A 16,913-nucleotide genomic window follows, 5' to 3' on the forward strand; every position below is an offset into this window, starting at 1 on the left:
GATCGGGTGCGCAATCCGGATAGCCACCGCGCTGTACGGATCGACCGAAGCCTGCGCCCGCCGTACGTTCGTCTTCACTCCCGGCGCGAGTCGCCCACTACTTCCCTCCCGCACTTCGCGGCACTCTCACTCAACCGCCATCCGACAAGGAGGTCCGGTCATGGAACAAAATCAGCTTCGAGGAATCTTCGGTCAATTCGCGAGCGGCGTCACCGTCATCACCTGTACCAATGCCGACGGTCAACCACACGGAGCCACGGTCACCGCATTCACGGCCATTTCCCTGGAACCACGGCTGTGCCAGATCACGATGACTCGCAAGTCCAAGGCGTGCGGCTACCTCGGCAACGCGCCGTTTGCGGTCAACATCCTTGCCTCCGACCAAGTGGACACGGCCATGCATTTTGCCGGCCGACCGCAGCGCACCGAACCGAAGTGGATCGACGGACCGACCGCTCCCCTGCTCGACGGCGCCGCAGCAACCATCTCGTGCGTCCCGTGGAGGGAGTACGACGGCGGTGACCACATCATCTTCATCGGCGAGATCGTCGACGCTCAGTCGAGTGGCAAGGATCCGCTTCTGTTCTACCGAAGCACTTTTCACGATCTAGGCACTACCTCGTCGACCACAGTCTGGAACGGAAGTCAGGACGACCCCCACAGCGGCTGGTTCGACGCCACCACTTCGTTCACCCCGATTCATCTTCAGCCCGCACCCCAAACGATCTGAAAGGCTTTGCCATGACGACCACCGAAATTCCTCCCACCGGCGTCGATCCCGCAGATTCCGGAGCACCACAGGTCAATCCGGCCGCCGACAGCGAAGCCAACCGCACGAAGAACTTCGCCACCCGGCCGATGACGGGCGACGAGTACATCTCGAGCCTGCAGGACGGTCGCGAGATCTGGCTTCACGGTGATCGCGTCAAGGACGTCACGACGCACCCCGCCTTCCGGAATCCGATCCGCATGACCGCAAGGCTGTACGACGCTCTGCATACGGGCGAGCACGTGGACGCCTTGACCGTTCCGACGGACACGGGCAACGGCGGTGTCACCATGCCGTTCTTCCGCACTCCGACGTCCTCGGCCGATCTGCTCAAGGAACGCGATGCCATAGCGACGTGGGCTCGTATGACCTACGGCTGGATGGGCCGTTCCCCCGACTACAAGGCGAGTTTCCTGGGCACCCTCCACGCCAACAAGGAGTTGTACGCACCGTTCCAGGACAACGCCGAACGCTGGTACCGCGAATCGCAGGAGAAGGTTCTGTACTGGAACCACGCGATCATCAATCCCCCGGTGGATCGCCAACTTCCACCGGACGAGGTCGGTGACGTCTTCATGAAGGTGGAGAAGGAAACCGACGCAGGTTTGATCGTCAGCGGCGCCAAAGTGGTCGCCACCGGATCGGCGATCACGAACTACAACTTCATCGCTCACTACGGTCTGCCGATCAAGAAGAAGCAGTTCGCCCTGATCTGCACGGTACCGATGGACGCGCCGGGTGTGAAGCTGATCTGCCGCACCTCGTACACCGAACATGCTGCGGTGATGGGCAGTCCGTTCGATTATCCGCTGTCGAGTCGCATGGACGAGAACGACACCATCTTCGTCTTCGACAAGGTGTTGGTTCCGTGGGAAAACGTCTTCATGTACGGCGACGTCGACCGGATCAACGCATTCTTCCCTCAATCGGGCTTCCTGCCGCGCTTCACCTTTCAGGGCTGCACTCGCCTGGCCGTCAAGCTCGACTTCATCGCCGGACTGTTGATGAAGGCACTCGAAGCCACCGGCGCCGGCGGCTTCCGCGGAGTCCAGACCCGTGTCGGTGAGGTGATCGGGTGGCGAAACCTCTTCTGGTCGTTGACCGAATCGATGGCACGCGATCCCGAACAGTGGGTCGGCGATTCGGTGATCCCGAAGCTCGAGTACGGCCTCACCTATCGAATGTTCATGATTCAGGGGTACCCGCGGATCAAGGAGATCATCGAACAGGACGTCGCGTCGGGCTTGATCTACCTGCCTTCGAGTTCACTCGACTTCAAGAGCCCGGACGTGCGTCCGTACCTCGACAAGTACGTTCGCGGTTCCGACGGCATCACCGCCGTCGACCGCGTGAAAGTCATGAAGGCGCTGTGGGATTCGATCGGGACCGAGTTCGGCGGCCGACACGAACTCTACGAGCGCAACTACTCCGGCAATCACGAGAACGTCAAAGCCGAACTGCTGTTCGCAGCCCAGAATCGTGGACACGCAAGTTCCATGAAGGGACTGGCCGAGCAGTGCTTGAGTGAATACGACCTCGACGGCTGGACGGTCCCTGACCTCATCGGCAACGACGACGTCTCGTTCTTCAAGAACCGGTAATCCCCTCGGCAGGTAGGGCGGACTCGCGATGTCGAGTCCGCCCTGCTCGTCGTCTTCAGCAGGCATGGCCCATCAGCAGAATTCGACGAACACTGCACCCTTGGTCAGGACTAGGCAATTGCCTAGTGTGACCCGAGACACACGATGTCAAGGTGAATTCAGTACCGGACGCAGCCCCGTCCGGAAAGCGGGTCCCACCGATTTGGTCCGACAGCCCTCGGCTTTCTCGGTAGGCGCCCACTCTTATCTGGAGGACACCCATGACGGATATGTTGGATGCTGCCCGCGGCACCGACCAGTTCGCGAACATCCGCGCCGTCCTCGACGACGCGCTCGTCGAGGAGCCGGAGACCGGCCGCTACCAGGTGCGGCGCAGCGTCTTCACGGACGAGCAACTGTTCGAACTCGAGATGACGCACATCTTCGAAGGCAATTGGATCTACCTCGCGCACGAGAGCCAGATCCCGAACGTCGGCGACTACTTCACCACCTACATGGGCCGTCAGCCCATTGTGATCACCCGCAACAAGGACGGCGAATTGGGTGCGCTGATCAACGCATGCAGCCACCGCGGTGCGATGCTCTGTCGCCGTAAGACCGACAACCGAACCACCTTCACCTGCCCGTTCCACGGCTGGACCTTCAACAACAGCGGAAAACTCCTCAAGGCCAAGGACGCTCGCACCGGTGGCTATCCGGAGCAGTTCAACAAAGACGGCTCACACGACCTGACCAGGGTGGCGCGGTTCGAGAACTATCGCGGCTTCCTCTTCGGCAGCCTCAACCCCGACGTGCTGCCACTCGAAGAGCACCTCGGTGACACCACGAAGGTCATCGACATGATCGTCGATCAGTCACCTGACGGACTCGAAGTTCTGCGCGGTGCATCCACCTACACCTACGACGGCAACTGGAAGTTGCAGACCGAGAACGGTGCCGACGGCTACCACGTGTCTTCGACGCACTGGAACTACGCCGCTACCACCGCTCGCCGCACCGCCGGTGAATCGTCCAACGAGACCAAAGCCATGGACGCCGGCACCTGGGGGAAGCAGGGCGGTGGATACTTCTCCTACGACTACGGCCACCTCCTGCTCTGGATGTGGTGGGGCAATCCCGAGGACCGACCCCTGTTCGAACGCAAAGCAGAACTGGAGGCTCAGTTCGGTTCCAAGAAGGCCGAATTCATGGTCGGTGCGTCGAGGAACCTCTGCCTGTACCCGAACGTCTACCTCATGGATCAATTCAGCAGCCAGATCCGGCACTTCCGTCCGATCTCCGTGGACCAGACCGAAGTCACCATCTACTGCATCGCGCCCAAGGGAGAGAGCGCCGAAGCGCGCAGCAACCGCATCCGTCAGTACGAGGACTTCTTCAATGCCAGCGGTATGGCCACCCCGGACGATCTCGAAGAGTTCCGTTCCTGCCAGAAGACCTACCAGGCAGCCGGCGCCCCGTGGAACGACCTCAGCCGTGGCGTCACACACCAGATTCCCGGTCCGAACGACGTCGCGAAGGATCTCGGCATGAATCGCGTGCTCTCGAGCGGAGCCAAGACCGAGGACGAAGGCTTGTATCCCATTCAGCACGGGTACTGGCGCGACGCCATGCTTGCGGCCGTAGATGCCGAGCAAGCCGCTTCCAACCGGACCATCTGAGGACGATCACCATGACTGTCACCACCACCAATGCCGTCGCCCTCGAAACAGTGCAGCAGTTTCTCTACCGTGAGGCTCGCTATCTGGACGATCGCGAGTTCGAGAAGTGGATCGAGTGCTACCACCCCGATTCCGAGTACTGGATGCCCGCATGGGCGGACGACGGCGAGCTGACCACGGACCCGGCCGCAGAGATCTCCCTGATCTACTACCCGAATCGCGGCGGTATCGAGGACCGCGTGTTCCGAATCAGGACTGACCGTTCCAGCGCGACAAGCCTTCCCGAGCCCCGCACCGGTCACAACATCACCAACGTGGAAGTGATCGAAGAACGCGGCTTCGTCGTCGACGTCCGCTTCAATTGGTTCACGCTGTACTTCCGCTACAACACAGTCGACACCTACTTCGGCACCTCGCACTACACGATCGACTTCTCGGGCGAGCAGCCGTTGATCATGAAGAAGAAGGTAGTCCTCAAGAACGACTACATCCATCACGTGGTCGACATCTACCACTTCTGACACGACTTCCCTTCGAATCGAGCTGTTTCCCATGAGCATTCAAGCTGCGCCGACCTTTCAAGTAGCCCTGAGTTTCGAAGACGGCATCACCCGCTTCGTCGAATGCAACACCGACGAGACCGTCGCGGACGCGTCGTACCGCGCACGAATCAATATTCCGCTCGACTGCCGCGACGGAGCATGTGGCACCTGCAAATCACTCTGTGAGTCAGGTACTTTCGATGCCGGCGACTACATCGAGGAGGCCCTGACGGACGACGAGGCCGAGCAGGGATACTGCCTTCCGTGCCAGATGGTGCCGGAATCTGATCTCGTGCTGCAGATTCCCACCACGTCGGCGGTCGCCAAGACCACTGCCGGTTCGTACACGTCCACCATCACCGAGATCATTCGCCATTCGGATTCCACGGTGGGTTTCACCGTCGCAGTCGACAACCGCGCAGATCTGGTCTTCCTCCCCGGTCAGTACGTGAACATCCTCGTTCCCGGAACCGAAGCGACGCGGTCGTACTCGTTCAGCTCCGGCCCTGAGGTCGAGTCGGCGTCGTTCCTGGTCAAGATCACCCCGGGTGGTCTGATGTCCGAGTATCTCAGTCAGCGCGCGCAGGTAGGCGACACTCTCGAATTGACCGGACCGATGGGTAGCTTCTTCCTCCGGTCAGGTCAACGGAGAGCCCTACTGCTTGCCGGCGGAACCGGCTTGGCCCCGCTGCTCTCCATACTGGAGAAGATGCGTACCGAAAGCTCCACTCGGCCCGTCCATCTGGTCTACGGCGTCAGCTCCGACACCGATCTCGTCGAACTCGACAAACTGCACGACTACGCGGAGTCTCTACCCCAGTTCACCTTCGACTACTGCGTATCCGATCCCGACAGCACAGCACCGAACAAGGGCTATGTCACGGGCTTGATCGAGCCCGATCACCTCGACGACGGCAACGTAGACGTCTACCTGTGCGGCCCGCCGCCGATGGTCGAAGCCGTACGTCTGCACTTCAAGGACGTATCGATCACACCCACGAACTTCTACTTCGAAAAGTTCAACAATGCGGCAGCACCGGCTGATTCACCGGCAGCCTCGGCCGAAGAATCAGCTGCCGGCACGTACGAGATCGGTGAAGAACATCTGCCGGTCGCGGAGTCGGACGCACAGTTCGACGCTCGGATGGCACTCGAACTCGGAGCAATGGAACTCACGATCGGCCGCCTCACTCCAGCACAGTTGACGGAGTACCGCATTCTGGCGGAGAACTCGGCTGCTTCCATCGACCGCGATCACTTCACGGACGCAGCGGCATTCACCGAAACCAATGCCCTGTTCCACGACTTCCTCTTCCGCTGCACCGGAAACGAAGTGCTCCTGCAGGCATACCACCGTCTCGAGGTCACACAACTGATGAACCGAGTGCTCCGCACCGCCGATTGGGTGGACGAACATGTCGCGGAGGATCACTCACGTATCGTGAGTGCATTCGAGCAGAATGATCGCGCCGCGGCCCGTGATCTGATCGTCCAGCACAGCGAACACGCCAAGTCGACGATGCACCGCGCCATCACTGACGCTCGGGAAAGTGTGGCGTCGTGAGCACGAGATTCTTCGCCGGCCGGTTCGACGACCGGGTCGTGGTCGTCACCGGAGCGGCTCAGGGGATCGGGCGCAGCGTTGCCGAAAGAGTTTCCGCAGAAGGCGGTTCCGTCGCGCTTGTGGATCGAGCTGAATTGGTTCACGACATTGCGACACCGCTGGAGCGTTCCCATTCGGTGACCGCGGATCTCGAGACGTTCGAAGGCGCCCAGAATGCAATAGATTCCGCATTGGAGCGCTTCGGACGCATCGACGTCCTGGTCAACAACGTCGGTGGGACCATCTGGGCCAAACCCTACGAGCACTACACGCCGCAGCAGATACAAGCCGAGGTCACACGATCACTGTTCCCCACGCTCTGGACGTGTCGCGCCGTACTGCCCCATCTGATCGAGCAGGCGAGCGGCACCATCGTCAACGTCTCCTCGGTCGCCACCCGCGGTGTCAACCGTGTTCCTTACGCGGCGGCCAAGGGCGGGGTCAGCGCGATCACCGCTGCACTGGCGATGGAAGTCGCGCAGTACGGAATACGCGTCGTGGCAACCGCTCCCGGCGGAACCGAGGCGCCACCACGCGTCGTGGCACGCGGACCGGGTGCCGAGACCGACGAGGAGAAGGCCTGGTACCAGCAGATCGTCGACCAGACCGTCGACTCGTCGCTACTCAAGCGTTACGGCACCCTGGACGAACAGGCTGCTGCTATCACTTTCCTTGCCTCCGAAGAGGCTTCGTATGTCACCGGAACGGTTCTGCCCGTCGCCGGTGGCGACCTCGGCTGAATCCAGCCTCCCCCGATTCCTGATCTCTCGAACGGAGATTCGCCATGTCCTCGATCGAACGTGGTTCCTGGGCCAGTGCCCGCCATCGCTCGTCAGTGTTGTGGGTGGTCACCATCGCCGCCATTGCCATTCTGTTCGACGGATACGACCTGGTCGTGTACGGCACGATCCTGCCCGTACTCATGGACGACCCCAGCCATATCGGCGCCTTGACCGCATCTCAGGCCGGCGCGTTGGGTTCGTATGCACTCGTCGGAGTGATGGTCGGCGCACTGACGTGTGGAGCGATCGGCGATCACTTCGGTCGCCGAAAGATGATGCTGGTCAACATCATCTGGTTCTCGGTCGGAATGGCACTGGCAGCGTTCGCCACCAGCATCACCACTTTCGGTCTGCTGCGGTTCTTCACCGGCATCGGTGTCGGTGGGCTTGTCGCCACCGCCGGAGCCATGATTGCCGAGTTCGCGCCGCCGGGACGCCGCAATCTGTTCAACGCCATCGTCTACAGCGGTGTCCCGGCCGGTGGCGTCATGGCTTCCGTCCTGGCGATCGTTCTCCGTGATTCCATCGGATGGCGCGGACTGTTCCTCATCGGCGCCCTGCCATTGGTGTTCCTGTTCCCACTCGCCTGGTTCAAACTGCCCGAGTCTCCCGCGTGGCTGATTGCTCGCGGACGTGTCGAGGAAGCTCGCGCCATTTCCTCGAAAACCGGAATTCCATTGCCTGTCGGTACAGATCGACCCAACGACGCCGTAGCCGAGAAGGTCGGCTTCCGAGCGTTGGCGAGCAGACAATATGTCTGGGGCACCGCGCTTCTCGGCCTCATGAGCTTCGCCGGCCTCCTCCTGACCTACGGACTGAACACCTGGCTGCCCAAGATCATGGAAAACGCGGGATACAACGCGAAGGGTTCGCTCTCGTTCCTGTTGGTACTCAATGGCGGTGCCATCATCGGTGGACTTCTCGCCTCCAAGATCGCGGACGTAACCGGTCCGCAGCGGGTTGTCGCAACCACCTTCGGCCTGGCCGCACTCGCCCTGCTCCTGTTCACATTCGGGTTCCCGCTTCCCGTACTCCTCGCCTCCGTTGCCATCGCGGGTGTCGGAACCATCGGTACTCAGGTTCTGATCTACGGATTCGTGTCCAACTACTATTCGACGGCCGCTCGGGCCGCAGGTGTCGCGTGGTGCGCCGGATTCGGACGTCTGGGCGGGATATTCGGGCCACTGATCGGCGGAAGTTTGATCAGCGCCGGAATCAGTTCCGAATCGGCGTTCTACGTCTTCGCCGGCATCGCGGTGCTGGGCGCCATCGTCACCTTCTTCGTGCCGAAGCAAGCACCTGATCTGGGTGCCACTGCACTTCGATCCGATGGAGACCGTGCCGAAAAGGAAACCCGTGGTGAGCCCGGCGTTACGGTAGTCGGGTGACACTTCGTGACCTGTTGCTCGGCCGAGAACGCGAGCTCGCCGTTCTCGGCCGAGCCTTGGCCGCGGCAGAGACAGGAGTGCCGACTCTCGTGCTGGTCGAAGGCGATGCCGGTAGCGGTAAGTCCACTCTCGTCGACCGGTTCGCCGAAATCTCTTCCGCTCATACGCTCCGCCGCGCTCGTGGGCTGGAGTGGGAATCGAACACTGCCTTCGGAGTGATCGAACAACTACTCGAACGTCCGGTTTCCAACTCGGACCCGGTCGCCGTTGCACACGAGATCGTCGACGCAGCGGAGCAACTGACCCTGATCGTCGTCGACGATGCCCATCACAGCGATGTCAGCTCGCTTCAGGCAATCACCTCCGCCCTCCATCGAGGCCGAACGGCACCACTGCTGTTCGTCCTCGTCGCCGAGGAAACGCCGTTCCTGCGCGAGGATGTCAGGCAGATTCTCGACCTGCACTGGTCGACGCGTTTGCACATCAGCCCGATCGACGCACCCGTCATCATCGACATCGCGCGCATGCGAAGCGGAATCGACCTCAGCTCCGGCGTCGCGCTTGCCCTTCAGGACTTCACCGCGGGCAACACACTCGACATCGTCTCGCTTCTCGACGAGCTGCCACCTACCTATTGGACCCAGTGGCACCGAACTTTGCCCGTCCCTCGCCATCGTGCAGTGTCGATCGCCGCCGCCCTCGCTACGTGTTCGGCGGGAGCACGAACGTTGATCGAAGCCGCAGCAGTTGTCGGGCGCAGCACGACGTTGTCGCATCTTGCTCAGCTAGCCGAAATCGACGACGTGGTCGGCGCCTTGGACAGCGCCTTTGCCAGCGGCCTCCTTTCTGTCCACGAGCAGCGCGGCAGCACCGAGGTGTCACTGAGCAGCACGATGGTCACGGCCGCAGTGCGCGGGGCGTTGGGACCCGCGCACTTGCATCTGCTGCACACACGCGCAGCCGAGATCGCTTGGGGAGAAGGTGAACGGCTTTTCCACCTTGCCGCTGCCAGCACCACCCATGACGAGGACCTCGCCGCCGAACTCGTTGCGTACGCATCACTACGAGCATCCGACGGCGCGTGGTCGGAAGTCGCCGACGCCATGGTCACGGCAAGCCGTCTCACCACAGCCCGAACCGAACACGAGGACCGACTGCTCCGCGGAGTCGACGCGCTGACCGGATCGGGTGACATCCCCCGCGCCATGGTCTTCGTGCCGGAGATCGAGAGTATTTCGCGCGGGCCTCTCCGCGACGCCGTCCTCGGCTACCTCGCCATCCATAGAGGGCGACCGACCGAGGCCGCCGATCTTCTGACCAGAGCGTGGGACAGCTGCAGCGTGGATCGTGAGCCAGGCATCGCTGCGATGATCGCCCAACGAATGGTCCTGCATTCTCTGGCTCGGCTCGATGGCACGGCGCTCGTCGAGTGGGTTGACCGCGCAGTCGAATTGGTGGGCCCTTCTGATCCCGCAGCAGTGGAGTCCGAAGCGATCAAGGGTCTCGGGCTCGGTGCTACCGGAAGAACCGAGAATGCGCTCGCGGCATACGCCGAACTCTCCGATCGTGTCCGCCCCGGAGCCCAAGCACAGCGCTTCCAGATGGGACGCGGATGGCTCGAGCTTGCGTTGGACCACCCGGAGTCCGCCAGACGCGACCTCGAAAGCGCGGTGTCCACAGAGTTTTCCAGTGGTTCGGCAAGAATCTCACTGTGGGCACAGGCCTGGCTCGCCCGCACTCAATTCGCTCTCGGCGCCTGGGACGAAGCGCTCTCGACCGTCGAGGGCGCCGGTGCCGAGGTGGATCGGTTCGAGATCGAGATCATCCGGCCGTTGGTCCACTGGTCGGGAGCACAGATTCACGCTCTGCGCGGCAACTGGGAACTGGCCCGTGACCATGTGCGACGTGCGTACGCCGGCATTCATGCCTACGAAATCATGTATGTTCCTGCACTTCTCGCCAGGGCCCAGGTTGCCGAGGCCGCCGCCGACTACGCCGAAGTTCTGGTGGCGCTGGCTCCGCTCACCTCGAGCAAGGCGCAACAATGGCTCGACGAGCCGGGCTTCTGGCCGTGGGTCGATCTCTACGCCAATGCATTGGTCATGGTCGGGCGAGCTGATGATGCCGACGCCTTTCTGCAACCACACGAGCAGACCGCACGACGTCGGGAGCACCGCTCAGCTGCGGCACGTCTCGGCTACGTTCGCGGCCGGATCCACGGCGCACGGGGCGAACTCGACTCGGCAAGAGAAAGTTTCGATGCTGCACTACTCGGCATCGAGACGCTGCCGCTCCCCTACGACCGAGCCCGAATCAATTTTGCCTACGGCCAAACTCTCCGCCGGGCCGGGAAACGCGCGGAGGCCGACGTCGTCCTCCGCGCCGCCCGCGAGCTGTATCACTCGTTGGGCGCCGCTACTTACGTCGAGCGCTGCGAGCGCGAACTCCGCGCGGGCGGGTTGAACCTCTCGCGGACGGAGAAGGGAATCACCGACCTGACCCCGCAAGAACGAGCCGTCGCCGACCTTGTCGCAGCGGGCAAGTCCAACAAGGAAGCTGCCGGCGAATTGTTCCTCTCCGTCAAGACCATTCAATATCACCTCACGCGCGCGTACGCGAAACTCGGACTGCGATCACGGAGCGAACTCGCGGCTTTGTTCCGCGACCGAGGGCTTTCGGATCCGCATCAGGAGAACTGAGAACATGCCGGACACTACGACGACCGCGCCCGTTCGCGTCGTCACCGAGCCACTCCCCCAACCGCTCTACGGCCCGAAGCGGGTCTTGCGCGACTTCGGCGGAACGTCCATTGCCAACGGAATCATCGGCATCGTCTTCTCGGCCACCGGGCCGGTGGCGGTCATTCTCGCTGCGGGGTTGGCGGGTGGACTGAGTCAAGCTCAATTGGCCTCTTGGCTTTTCGGTGCCTTCTTCGTCAACGGAATTCTCACCATCACGGCTTCCTGGCTGTACCGGCAGCCGCTGGCCTTCTTCTGGACGATTCCCGGAACCGTTGTCGTCGGAGCGTCGTTGGAGCATCTGCTGTGGGAGCAAGTGCTCGGAGCGTTCTTCGCGACCGGCGCCCTGATCTTGCTGTTGGGATTGACAGGGTGGGTCACACCGATCATGGCCGCATTACCCTTGCCCATCGTAATGGCAATGGTGGCAGGCGTTTTCCTTCATTTCGGAACGGATTTGGTCGAAGCGCCCGCCCACGACGCGGTGATCGCCCTGCCGATGATCGCCACCTTTGTCGCTCTGAGCGTGTTCGCCAAGCTGGGAAGATTCGTTCCGCCCGTTCTCGGCGCGTTGATCGTCGGCGTGGTCGTGATACTCGCGGCCGGAAGATTCAACTCCGCCGGCGACGCGCACGAGTGGCTGGCGCATCCGATGCTGACCACGCCAACCTGGTCTTGGCAGGCGATGATCGAACTGGTTGTACCGCTGGCGATCACAGTCGTCGTCGTGCAGAACGGCCAAGGAATCGCAGTCCTCCGCGCAGCGGGTCATCAACCGCCGATCGGGGCAGCAACGGTTGCCTGCGGTGTGTTCTCTCTCGTGAACGCGGCGGTGGGTTGTGTCTCGACGTGCCTTACCGGGCCGACGAACGCATTGCTCACGGCGTCGGGAGAGCGGACACGCCAATACACCGCCGGAATCTTCTGCGGCTTACTCGCCGTCGTCTTCGGACTGTTCGCCCCGACTTTCGTCGCGATGATGTTGGGAACTCCGACGGCATTCATCGTCACTCTGGGTGGTCTGGCCATGCTCAAGGCCTTACAGGGAGCCTTCGTGACCGCATTCGGCGGGAAATTCACCTTCGGCGCTTTGATCGCGTTCCTCGTGACGATCTCCGACATCGAACTACTCAATATCGGAGCCGCTTTCTGGGGACTCGTCTTCGGGGTCATCGCCTCGCGCATGCTCGAGCGAGCCGACTACACCTGACATGCGAATATTCGCATACTCGACTTTGACAATCATTTACATTAAGCAGTAGATCTATACCCATGCACCTCAACACCCGCATGTCGCGGCGCCTCACCCTTGCCACATCAGTAGGCCTCTCACTCGCCCTCGTTACGGGTTGCTCGTCCGACAACAAGGACTCCGCCCAGTCCGAAACCAAGACCACGACGTCGGCCGCACCAACCGAACAGGCCTCGGCAACACCACGTCTCGCCGTGTCGTACGACGGCGGCGTCCTGGTGCTGGATGCAACTTCCCTCGACGTGGTCGGCGAGACCGAGATCGACGGCTTCACCCGACTCAACCCGGCCGGCGACGGTCGCCACGTCATGATCTCTGCCGGCGAAGCATTCAAGGTGCTCGACACCGGCACGTGGTCTTCGGCTCACGGTGATCATTCTCATTACTACACAGCCGATCCCGCGATGTCCGAGGTCGAGTTCGCAGCCAACGAACCCGGACACGTTGTACGCCATGCCGGAAAAACCGTTCTCTTCAACGACGGCTCGGGACTGGTCGAGATCTTCGACCCGGTTCAGTTGGCAAAACGTCAGCCCCGCGTCGAGACGTACACCACGCCAGAACCCCATCACGGCGTTGCGGTCGCACTTGCCGATGGCAGCCTGTTGACGACCATCGGAAATTCGGAGTCCCGCAACGGCATAGCTGTCCTCGATGCCGACCGCAAGGAAATCCTGCGCAACGAACAGTGCCCCGGTGTCCACGGCGAAGCAGTCGCTGCCGGCGAAGCCATCGTGCTGGGCTGCCAGGACGGGTTGCTCGTGTACAAGAACGGAGCGATCACCAAGGTCCAGAGTCCGGATGCATACGGCCGCATCGGAAATCAGGCAGGCTCGGAGGAGTCGGACATCGTGCTGGGTGATTACAAGACCGACAAGGACGCCGAACTCGAACGTCCGCAACGGGTCTCGCTGACCAACACGACGACGTCCGAACTCAAGCTCGTCGACCTCGGCACCAGCTACACCTTCCGCTCACTCGGCCGCGGACCACACGGAGAGGCACTGGTGCTCGGCACCGACGGCGCCATCCACGTCATCGACCCGAACACCGGCGTCGTCACCAAGAAGATCGCCGTCATAGACGCATGGACCGAGCCCACCAAATGGCAAGAGCCCAGGCCCGCGCTCTTCGTAGAAGATCACACCGCTTACGTCACCGACCCAGCGTCGAAGAAGCTGATCGCAGTCGACCTCGAGGACGGCAGCATCCTGACCGAGACCACTCTCGATCACGCCCCCAACGAATTGACCGGTGTCACCGGCTGATTCAGATCCTCACCTCAGGCCCCCATCTCACACCGAGATGAGGGCCTGAGCCGTTCTCGTGCTTCGCCTACTGACCAGGGAATCTCATACCCAGGCAATCCTCGAGGTGCTACGACGCGCACCTCAGAGAATCGAAGCCGTTGTCGCCAGCTCTGCTGGAGCTGAGCGATGAGCAGGACCACGATTGACCGCGGCACAAGTCAGCATGGAATAACTCCGTGTGGAGGTTCGTTGGAGATGGTGTCGGTGTTCGGTTCTTTGCCCCGGGTACCACCCCAGAATTGCCACTTCGAGTGGCCACTTGCCGAGAGGCGCAAGACGGGCACCGACGCGCTGGAGCCGCTGGACACCTTTTGGTGCCAGCGGCTTTGTCGTCTGAATGATCAGGCCGGGTTTTCGCCGGCAGCGACGTCGAGGATCCACGTCACCCCGAACGCATCGGTGAGCATGCCGAAACCGGGGCTCCACGCCGCGGCGGCAAGACCCTCGATGATCGATGCACCAGCAGAGAGTTCGGCCCAGTAGTTCTGCACCTCTTCGAGGGTTTCACCGCGAACCGAGACGAAGAACGGTTGGTCGGTGATCGTGGTGCCGTTCTCGCGGTGTGTCGAGCCTGCGTTGCCGGCCGAGCCGCCCGACTGTCCAGGGATGTCGTATGCCATCACACAGAAGCCGTCCTCTGTCTCCACCTGGCCGAACACGACGTTCTCAGCGCCGGGCACCTCCTTGGGCATCCCGAAGTCGCCGTAGGTTGCGATCGTGACCTGGCCACCGAAGACGGACTGGTAGAACTCCAGAGCCGCGCGGGCGTCTCCGCGGAAGTTGAGGTGGGTCGTTGTCTTGATGCTCATGTCTGCTCCTGGTACGAACGTCGCTCGGGTTTTCCCTGACAACGTCGACTCTCACAGCCGTATAGGACTGTTTTCGTCCTAGACTCGTCGTAGTCTCACCGCATGGCGACCACCACTCGACTCTTGAATCTGCTGTCCCTCTTGCAGACGAGACGCGACTGGCCGGGCGCTCTACTCGCCGAGCGGCTCGACATCAGCCATCGCACGGTCCGCCGCGATATCGACCGGCTCAGGGAGATGGGTTACCGCATTGCGGCGACCATGGGCCCGGACGGCGGATACCGACTCGACGCCGGCAGCGAGCTGCCACCCCTGCTGTTCGACGACGATCAGGTCATCGCACTGGCAGTTGCGCTGCAGGCGGCGACGCTGACCGGCGTCGGTATCGAAGAGGATGCGGTTCGAGCGTTGACCACTGTGCGGCAAGTGATGCCGTCGCGTCTGCGCCATCGCCTCGACGCGCTCACGTTCACCACGATTTCGGCCGGTTCCGGCGACGCAGACTCCGCGTCCCCTGAGGTGCTCGTAGCGATTTCCGCTGCAGTCCGCGGTCGCGAGGTGTTCCGCTTCGATTACTCGAACGACCACTCAAACAACAGCGAAATAACACCCCCGCGCCGAGTGGAGCCGCATCATCTGGTGACCTCCAAGCGTCGCTGGTATCTCGTCGCGTGGGATCTCGCGCGAGACGACTGGCGAATCTTCCGCGCCGATCGCATCACCCCACGCACCCCGAACGGTCCCCGGTTCACGCCGAAGGAAATCCCCGGCGGCGACGTCAGCGAATACGTGTCCGCGCGCTTCAAAGGATCGGAACATATCAACAATTGGCCGTGCCACGGCAAGGTCGTTCTCCATCGACCAGCCAGTTATGTTCTTCCCTTTGTCGGGGACGGCATCGTCGAAGATCTTGGCCCCGAGCAGTGCAGTCTCGAAGCCGGATCATGGTCTTGGACGGCGCTGGCAGCCTCCTTCAACCGATTCGACACCGACATCGATGTCGTCGGCCCGGCAGAACTTACCCACGCTTTCGCGCAACTCGCCGCCCGCAACGCCGCGACTGCTGAGAGTTAGTCAGTCGTCTCGAATGAGATCCAGGTCTCCAACGCAACCGAGCGCCCGCGGGTTCGTGATAGCTTTCAAGTCCTCAGAGGACCTGAGGACTTGAAGACCTGAACGAAGGGATGCCCAAGGAGAAGATGAAGAAGGGGCAAGTTGCATTTCTCACCGGCACACACGTCGTGAACGATCTGTACCAGGGGGCTGTGCCTGCGCTGTTGCCGTTCATGATGCTCGAACGCGGATACTCCTATTCCGCGGTCGCCGGAATCACGCTCGCCGCGACCGGACTATCCAGTGTCGTGCAACCTGCATTCGGCATGCTGGTCGATCGAAAGAGCCGAAACTGGCTGGTACCCACAGGTTTTGTGACGGCCGCAGCAGGCATTGTCGTGGCAGCGATGAGCACCACCTACATCGTCACTTGGCTGGCAATTGCCGTGGCCGGCATCGGCATCGCCGCATACCATCCTCCCGCCACAAATTTGGCACGCGCGGCTGGAGGTCATTCACAGAAAGCCATGAGCGTGTTCTCCGTGGGCGGTACGTTGGGCGCCTCGCTGGCGCCACCGTTTGTCACGCTCGTGGTTGGCTCACTCGGTTTGTCCGGCGGCTATCTACTCGCAGTTCCTGCAGTGGTGGCGGCTATTTGGTGGATGGTCGCCCAGTCGCGATCGGCCAACACGGGTGCGGCCGAGTCAGCCCAGTCGTTGAGTGCGCAACTGGCAGCGAACGGTCCCGTGTCAGACGATTGGCGCTCGTTCACACGACTCGTGCTGGTAACGGTCTGTTGGTCAATTCCGTACGTGACCACACTGTCGTTGGTCTCACCGTTCGTGCTCAACGCACTGAACGGATCGTCCTCGAGCGCTGCAATCGTGTTGTCCTCCTTCACATTGGCAGGAGCGGCCGGAACGCTACTGGGAGGAGTCCTCGCGGACCGTCGTGGTCGACGCGCATCCATCCGACTCGGCTACCTGCTTGCGGTACCTTCACTGGCACTGCTCGCTGCCGCCCCGCACGTCGCAGTTGCCGAATTGGGAATCGTCTGTCTCGGATTTGCTATGTTCCTGCCCTTCGCGCCACAGGTGACATTGGCGCAGGACTACCTACCGAATCGCCCCGGCACAGCAAGTGGGGTGACGCTCGGACTCGCGATGTCCGTGGGGGGCATCGCATCTCCGCTGTTCGGCTACCTGGCAGATCACTTCGGACCGCGCATGGCGATCGGGGCGACAACTGCAGTGCTGTTCGTCGGCGCCGTCATCGCATTCACCTTGCGCGATCGACGACTCGACCCGGAAGACGAGACGGAGCGCGAACTGGGCGTCATCGCCCTTCGATAAACCGAAAGACGGCCCCGTAGTCTGAAGATTCATCGGAGGACATGAAGTATTACTCG

General features: G+C 61.9%; 13 protein-coding genes. 12 read left to right on the plus strand and 1 reads right to left on the minus strand.

The features are described 5' to 3' along the window. Positions 1-160: 160 nt before the first annotated feature. The 10 genes from KTR60_RS25970 to aztD all read left to right on the plus strand — a co-directional run bounded on the left by KTR60_RS25970 (position 161) and on the right by aztD (position 13,601). Complete coding sequence (locus tag KTR60_RS25970) at positions 161-730, plus strand: flavin reductase family protein (RefSeq protein WP_162114601.1); 570 nt, start codon at positions 161-163, stop codon at positions 728-730. Between the two features lie 11 nt (positions 731-741). Continuing rightward, positions 742-2,370, plus strand: a complete 1,629-nt coding sequence (locus KTR60_RS25975; protein ID WP_020971036.1) for a 4-hydroxyphenylacetate 3-hydroxylase family protein — start codon at positions 742-744, stop codon at positions 2,368-2,370. Between the two features lie 260 nt (positions 2,371-2,630). Beyond that, entirely contained in the window at positions 2,631-4,028 is a 1,398-nt protein-coding gene (benA, locus tag KTR60_RS25980; protein WP_209922207.1) for a benzoate 1,2-dioxygenase large subunit, read from the plus strand. An 11-nt stretch (positions 4,029-4,039) separates the two neighbouring features. Continuing rightward, entirely contained in the window at positions 4,040-4,549 is a 510-nt protein-coding gene (gene benB, locus KTR60_RS25985) for a benzoate 1,2-dioxygenase small subunit (protein WP_003939939.1), read from the plus strand. Between the two features lie 31 nt (positions 4,550-4,580). Continuing rightward, positions 4,581-6,134 (plus strand): benzoate 1,2-dioxygenase electron transfer component BenC, encoded by a 1,554-nt coding sequence (gene benC / locus KTR60_RS25990; RefSeq protein WP_050656062.1) that lies wholly within the window; start codon positions 4,581-4,583, stop codon positions 6,132-6,134. Then, positions 6,131-6,913: a 1,6-dihydroxycyclohexa-2,4-diene-1-carboxylate dehydrogenase gene (locus KTR60_RS25995; protein WP_050656063.1), complete on the plus strand. Its 783-nt coding sequence runs from the start codon at positions 6,131-6,133 to the stop codon at positions 6,911-6,913. Before benC ends, KTR60_RS25995 begins: the two co-directional genes overlap by 4 nt. Before the next feature lie 44 nt (positions 6,914-6,957). After that, entirely contained in the window at positions 6,958-8,343 is a 1,386-nt protein-coding gene (locus KTR60_RS26000; protein WP_209922202.1) for an MFS transporter, read from the plus strand. Beyond that, positions 8,340-11,042 carry a helix-turn-helix transcriptional regulator gene (locus KTR60_RS26005; RefSeq protein ID WP_065351508.1) on the plus strand — a complete coding sequence of 901 codons (2,703 nt, stop codon included), beginning with the start codon at positions 8,340-8,342 and terminating at the stop codon, positions 11,040-11,042. The genes KTR60_RS26000 and KTR60_RS26005 overlap by 4 nt, the downstream gene beginning before the upstream one ends. A 4-nt stretch (positions 11,043-11,046) precedes the next feature. Further along, complete coding sequence (locus KTR60_RS26010) at positions 11,047-12,291, plus strand: benzoate/H(+) symporter BenE family transporter (RefSeq protein WP_228401407.1); 1,245 nt, start codon at positions 11,047-11,049, stop codon at positions 12,289-12,291. A 62-nt stretch (positions 12,292-12,353) separates the two neighbouring features. Beyond that, on the plus strand, positions 12,354-13,601 hold the full coding sequence (gene aztD, locus KTR60_RS26015) for a zinc metallochaperone AztD (RefSeq protein ID WP_228401408.1): 1,248 nt from the start codon (positions 12,354-12,356) through the stop codon (positions 13,599-13,601). 383 nt (positions 13,602-13,984) lie between these two features. Here aztD and KTR60_RS26020 read toward each other — a convergent pair whose 3' ends face one another. After that, on the minus strand, positions 13,985-14,452 hold the full coding sequence (locus tag KTR60_RS26020) for a VOC family protein (RefSeq protein ID WP_030536456.1): 468 nt from the start codon (positions 14,450-14,452) through the stop codon (positions 13,985-13,987). Positions 14,453-14,554: 102 nt separating this feature from the next. Between KTR60_RS26020 and KTR60_RS26025 the strand changes: the two genes are divergently transcribed. Then, the gene (locus KTR60_RS26025; protein WP_228401409.1) at positions 14,555-15,526 is read left to right on the plus strand and encodes a helix-turn-helix transcriptional regulator; all 972 of its coding nucleotides are present in this window, start codon (positions 14,555-14,557) and stop codon (positions 15,524-15,526) included. Between the two features lie 125 nt (positions 15,527-15,651). After that, positions 15,652-16,857 (plus strand): MFS transporter, encoded by a 1,206-nt coding sequence (locus KTR60_RS26030; RefSeq protein WP_065454962.1) that lies wholly within the window; start codon positions 15,652-15,654, stop codon positions 16,855-16,857. Positions 16,858-16,913: the final 56 nt, after the last annotated feature.

The sequence above is a fragment of the Rhodococcus sp. C1 genome, from assembly GCF_020809065.1.
Taxonomy (GTDB): domain Bacteria; phylum Actinomycetota; class Actinomycetes; order Mycobacteriales; family Mycobacteriaceae; genus Rhodococcus_F; species Rhodococcus_F qingshengii.

Coding starts and splice junctions, on each gene's coding strand:
- KTR60_RS25970 (WP_162114601.1), top strand. CDS start 161: ATGGAACAAAATCAGCTTCGAGGAATCTTCGGTCAATTCGCGAGCGGC.
- KTR60_RS25975 (WP_020971036.1), top strand. CDS start 742: ATGACGACCACCGAAATTCCTCCCACCGGCGTCGATCCCGCAGATTCC.
- benA (WP_209922207.1), top strand. CDS start 2,631: ATGACGGATATGTTGGATGCTGCCCGCGGCACCGACCAGTTCGCGAAC.
- benB (WP_003939939.1), top strand. CDS start 4,040: ATGACTGTCACCACCACCAATGCCGTCGCCCTCGAAACAGTGCAGCAG.
- benC (WP_050656062.1), top strand. CDS start 4,581: ATGAGCATTCAAGCTGCGCCGACCTTTCAAGTAGCCCTGAGTTTCGAA.
- KTR60_RS26000 (WP_209922202.1), top strand. CDS start 6,958: ATGTCCTCGATCGAACGTGGTTCCTGGGCCAGTGCCCGCCATCGCTCG.
- KTR60_RS26010 (WP_228401407.1), top strand. CDS start 11,047: ATGCCGGACACTACGACGACCGCGCCCGTTCGCGTCGTCACCGAGCCA.
- aztD (WP_228401408.1), top strand. CDS start 12,354: ATGCACCTCAACACCCGCATGTCGCGGCGCCTCACCCTTGCCACATCA.
- KTR60_RS26020 (WP_030536456.1), bottom strand. CDS start 14,452: ATGAGCATCAAGACAACGACCCACCTCAACTTCCGCGGAGACGCCCGC.
- KTR60_RS26025 (WP_228401409.1), top strand. CDS start 14,555: ATGGCGACCACCACTCGACTCTTGAATCTGCTGTCCCTCTTGCAGACG.
- KTR60_RS26030 (WP_065454962.1), top strand. CDS start 15,652: ATGAAGAAGGGGCAAGTTGCATTTCTCACCGGCACACACGTCGTGAAC.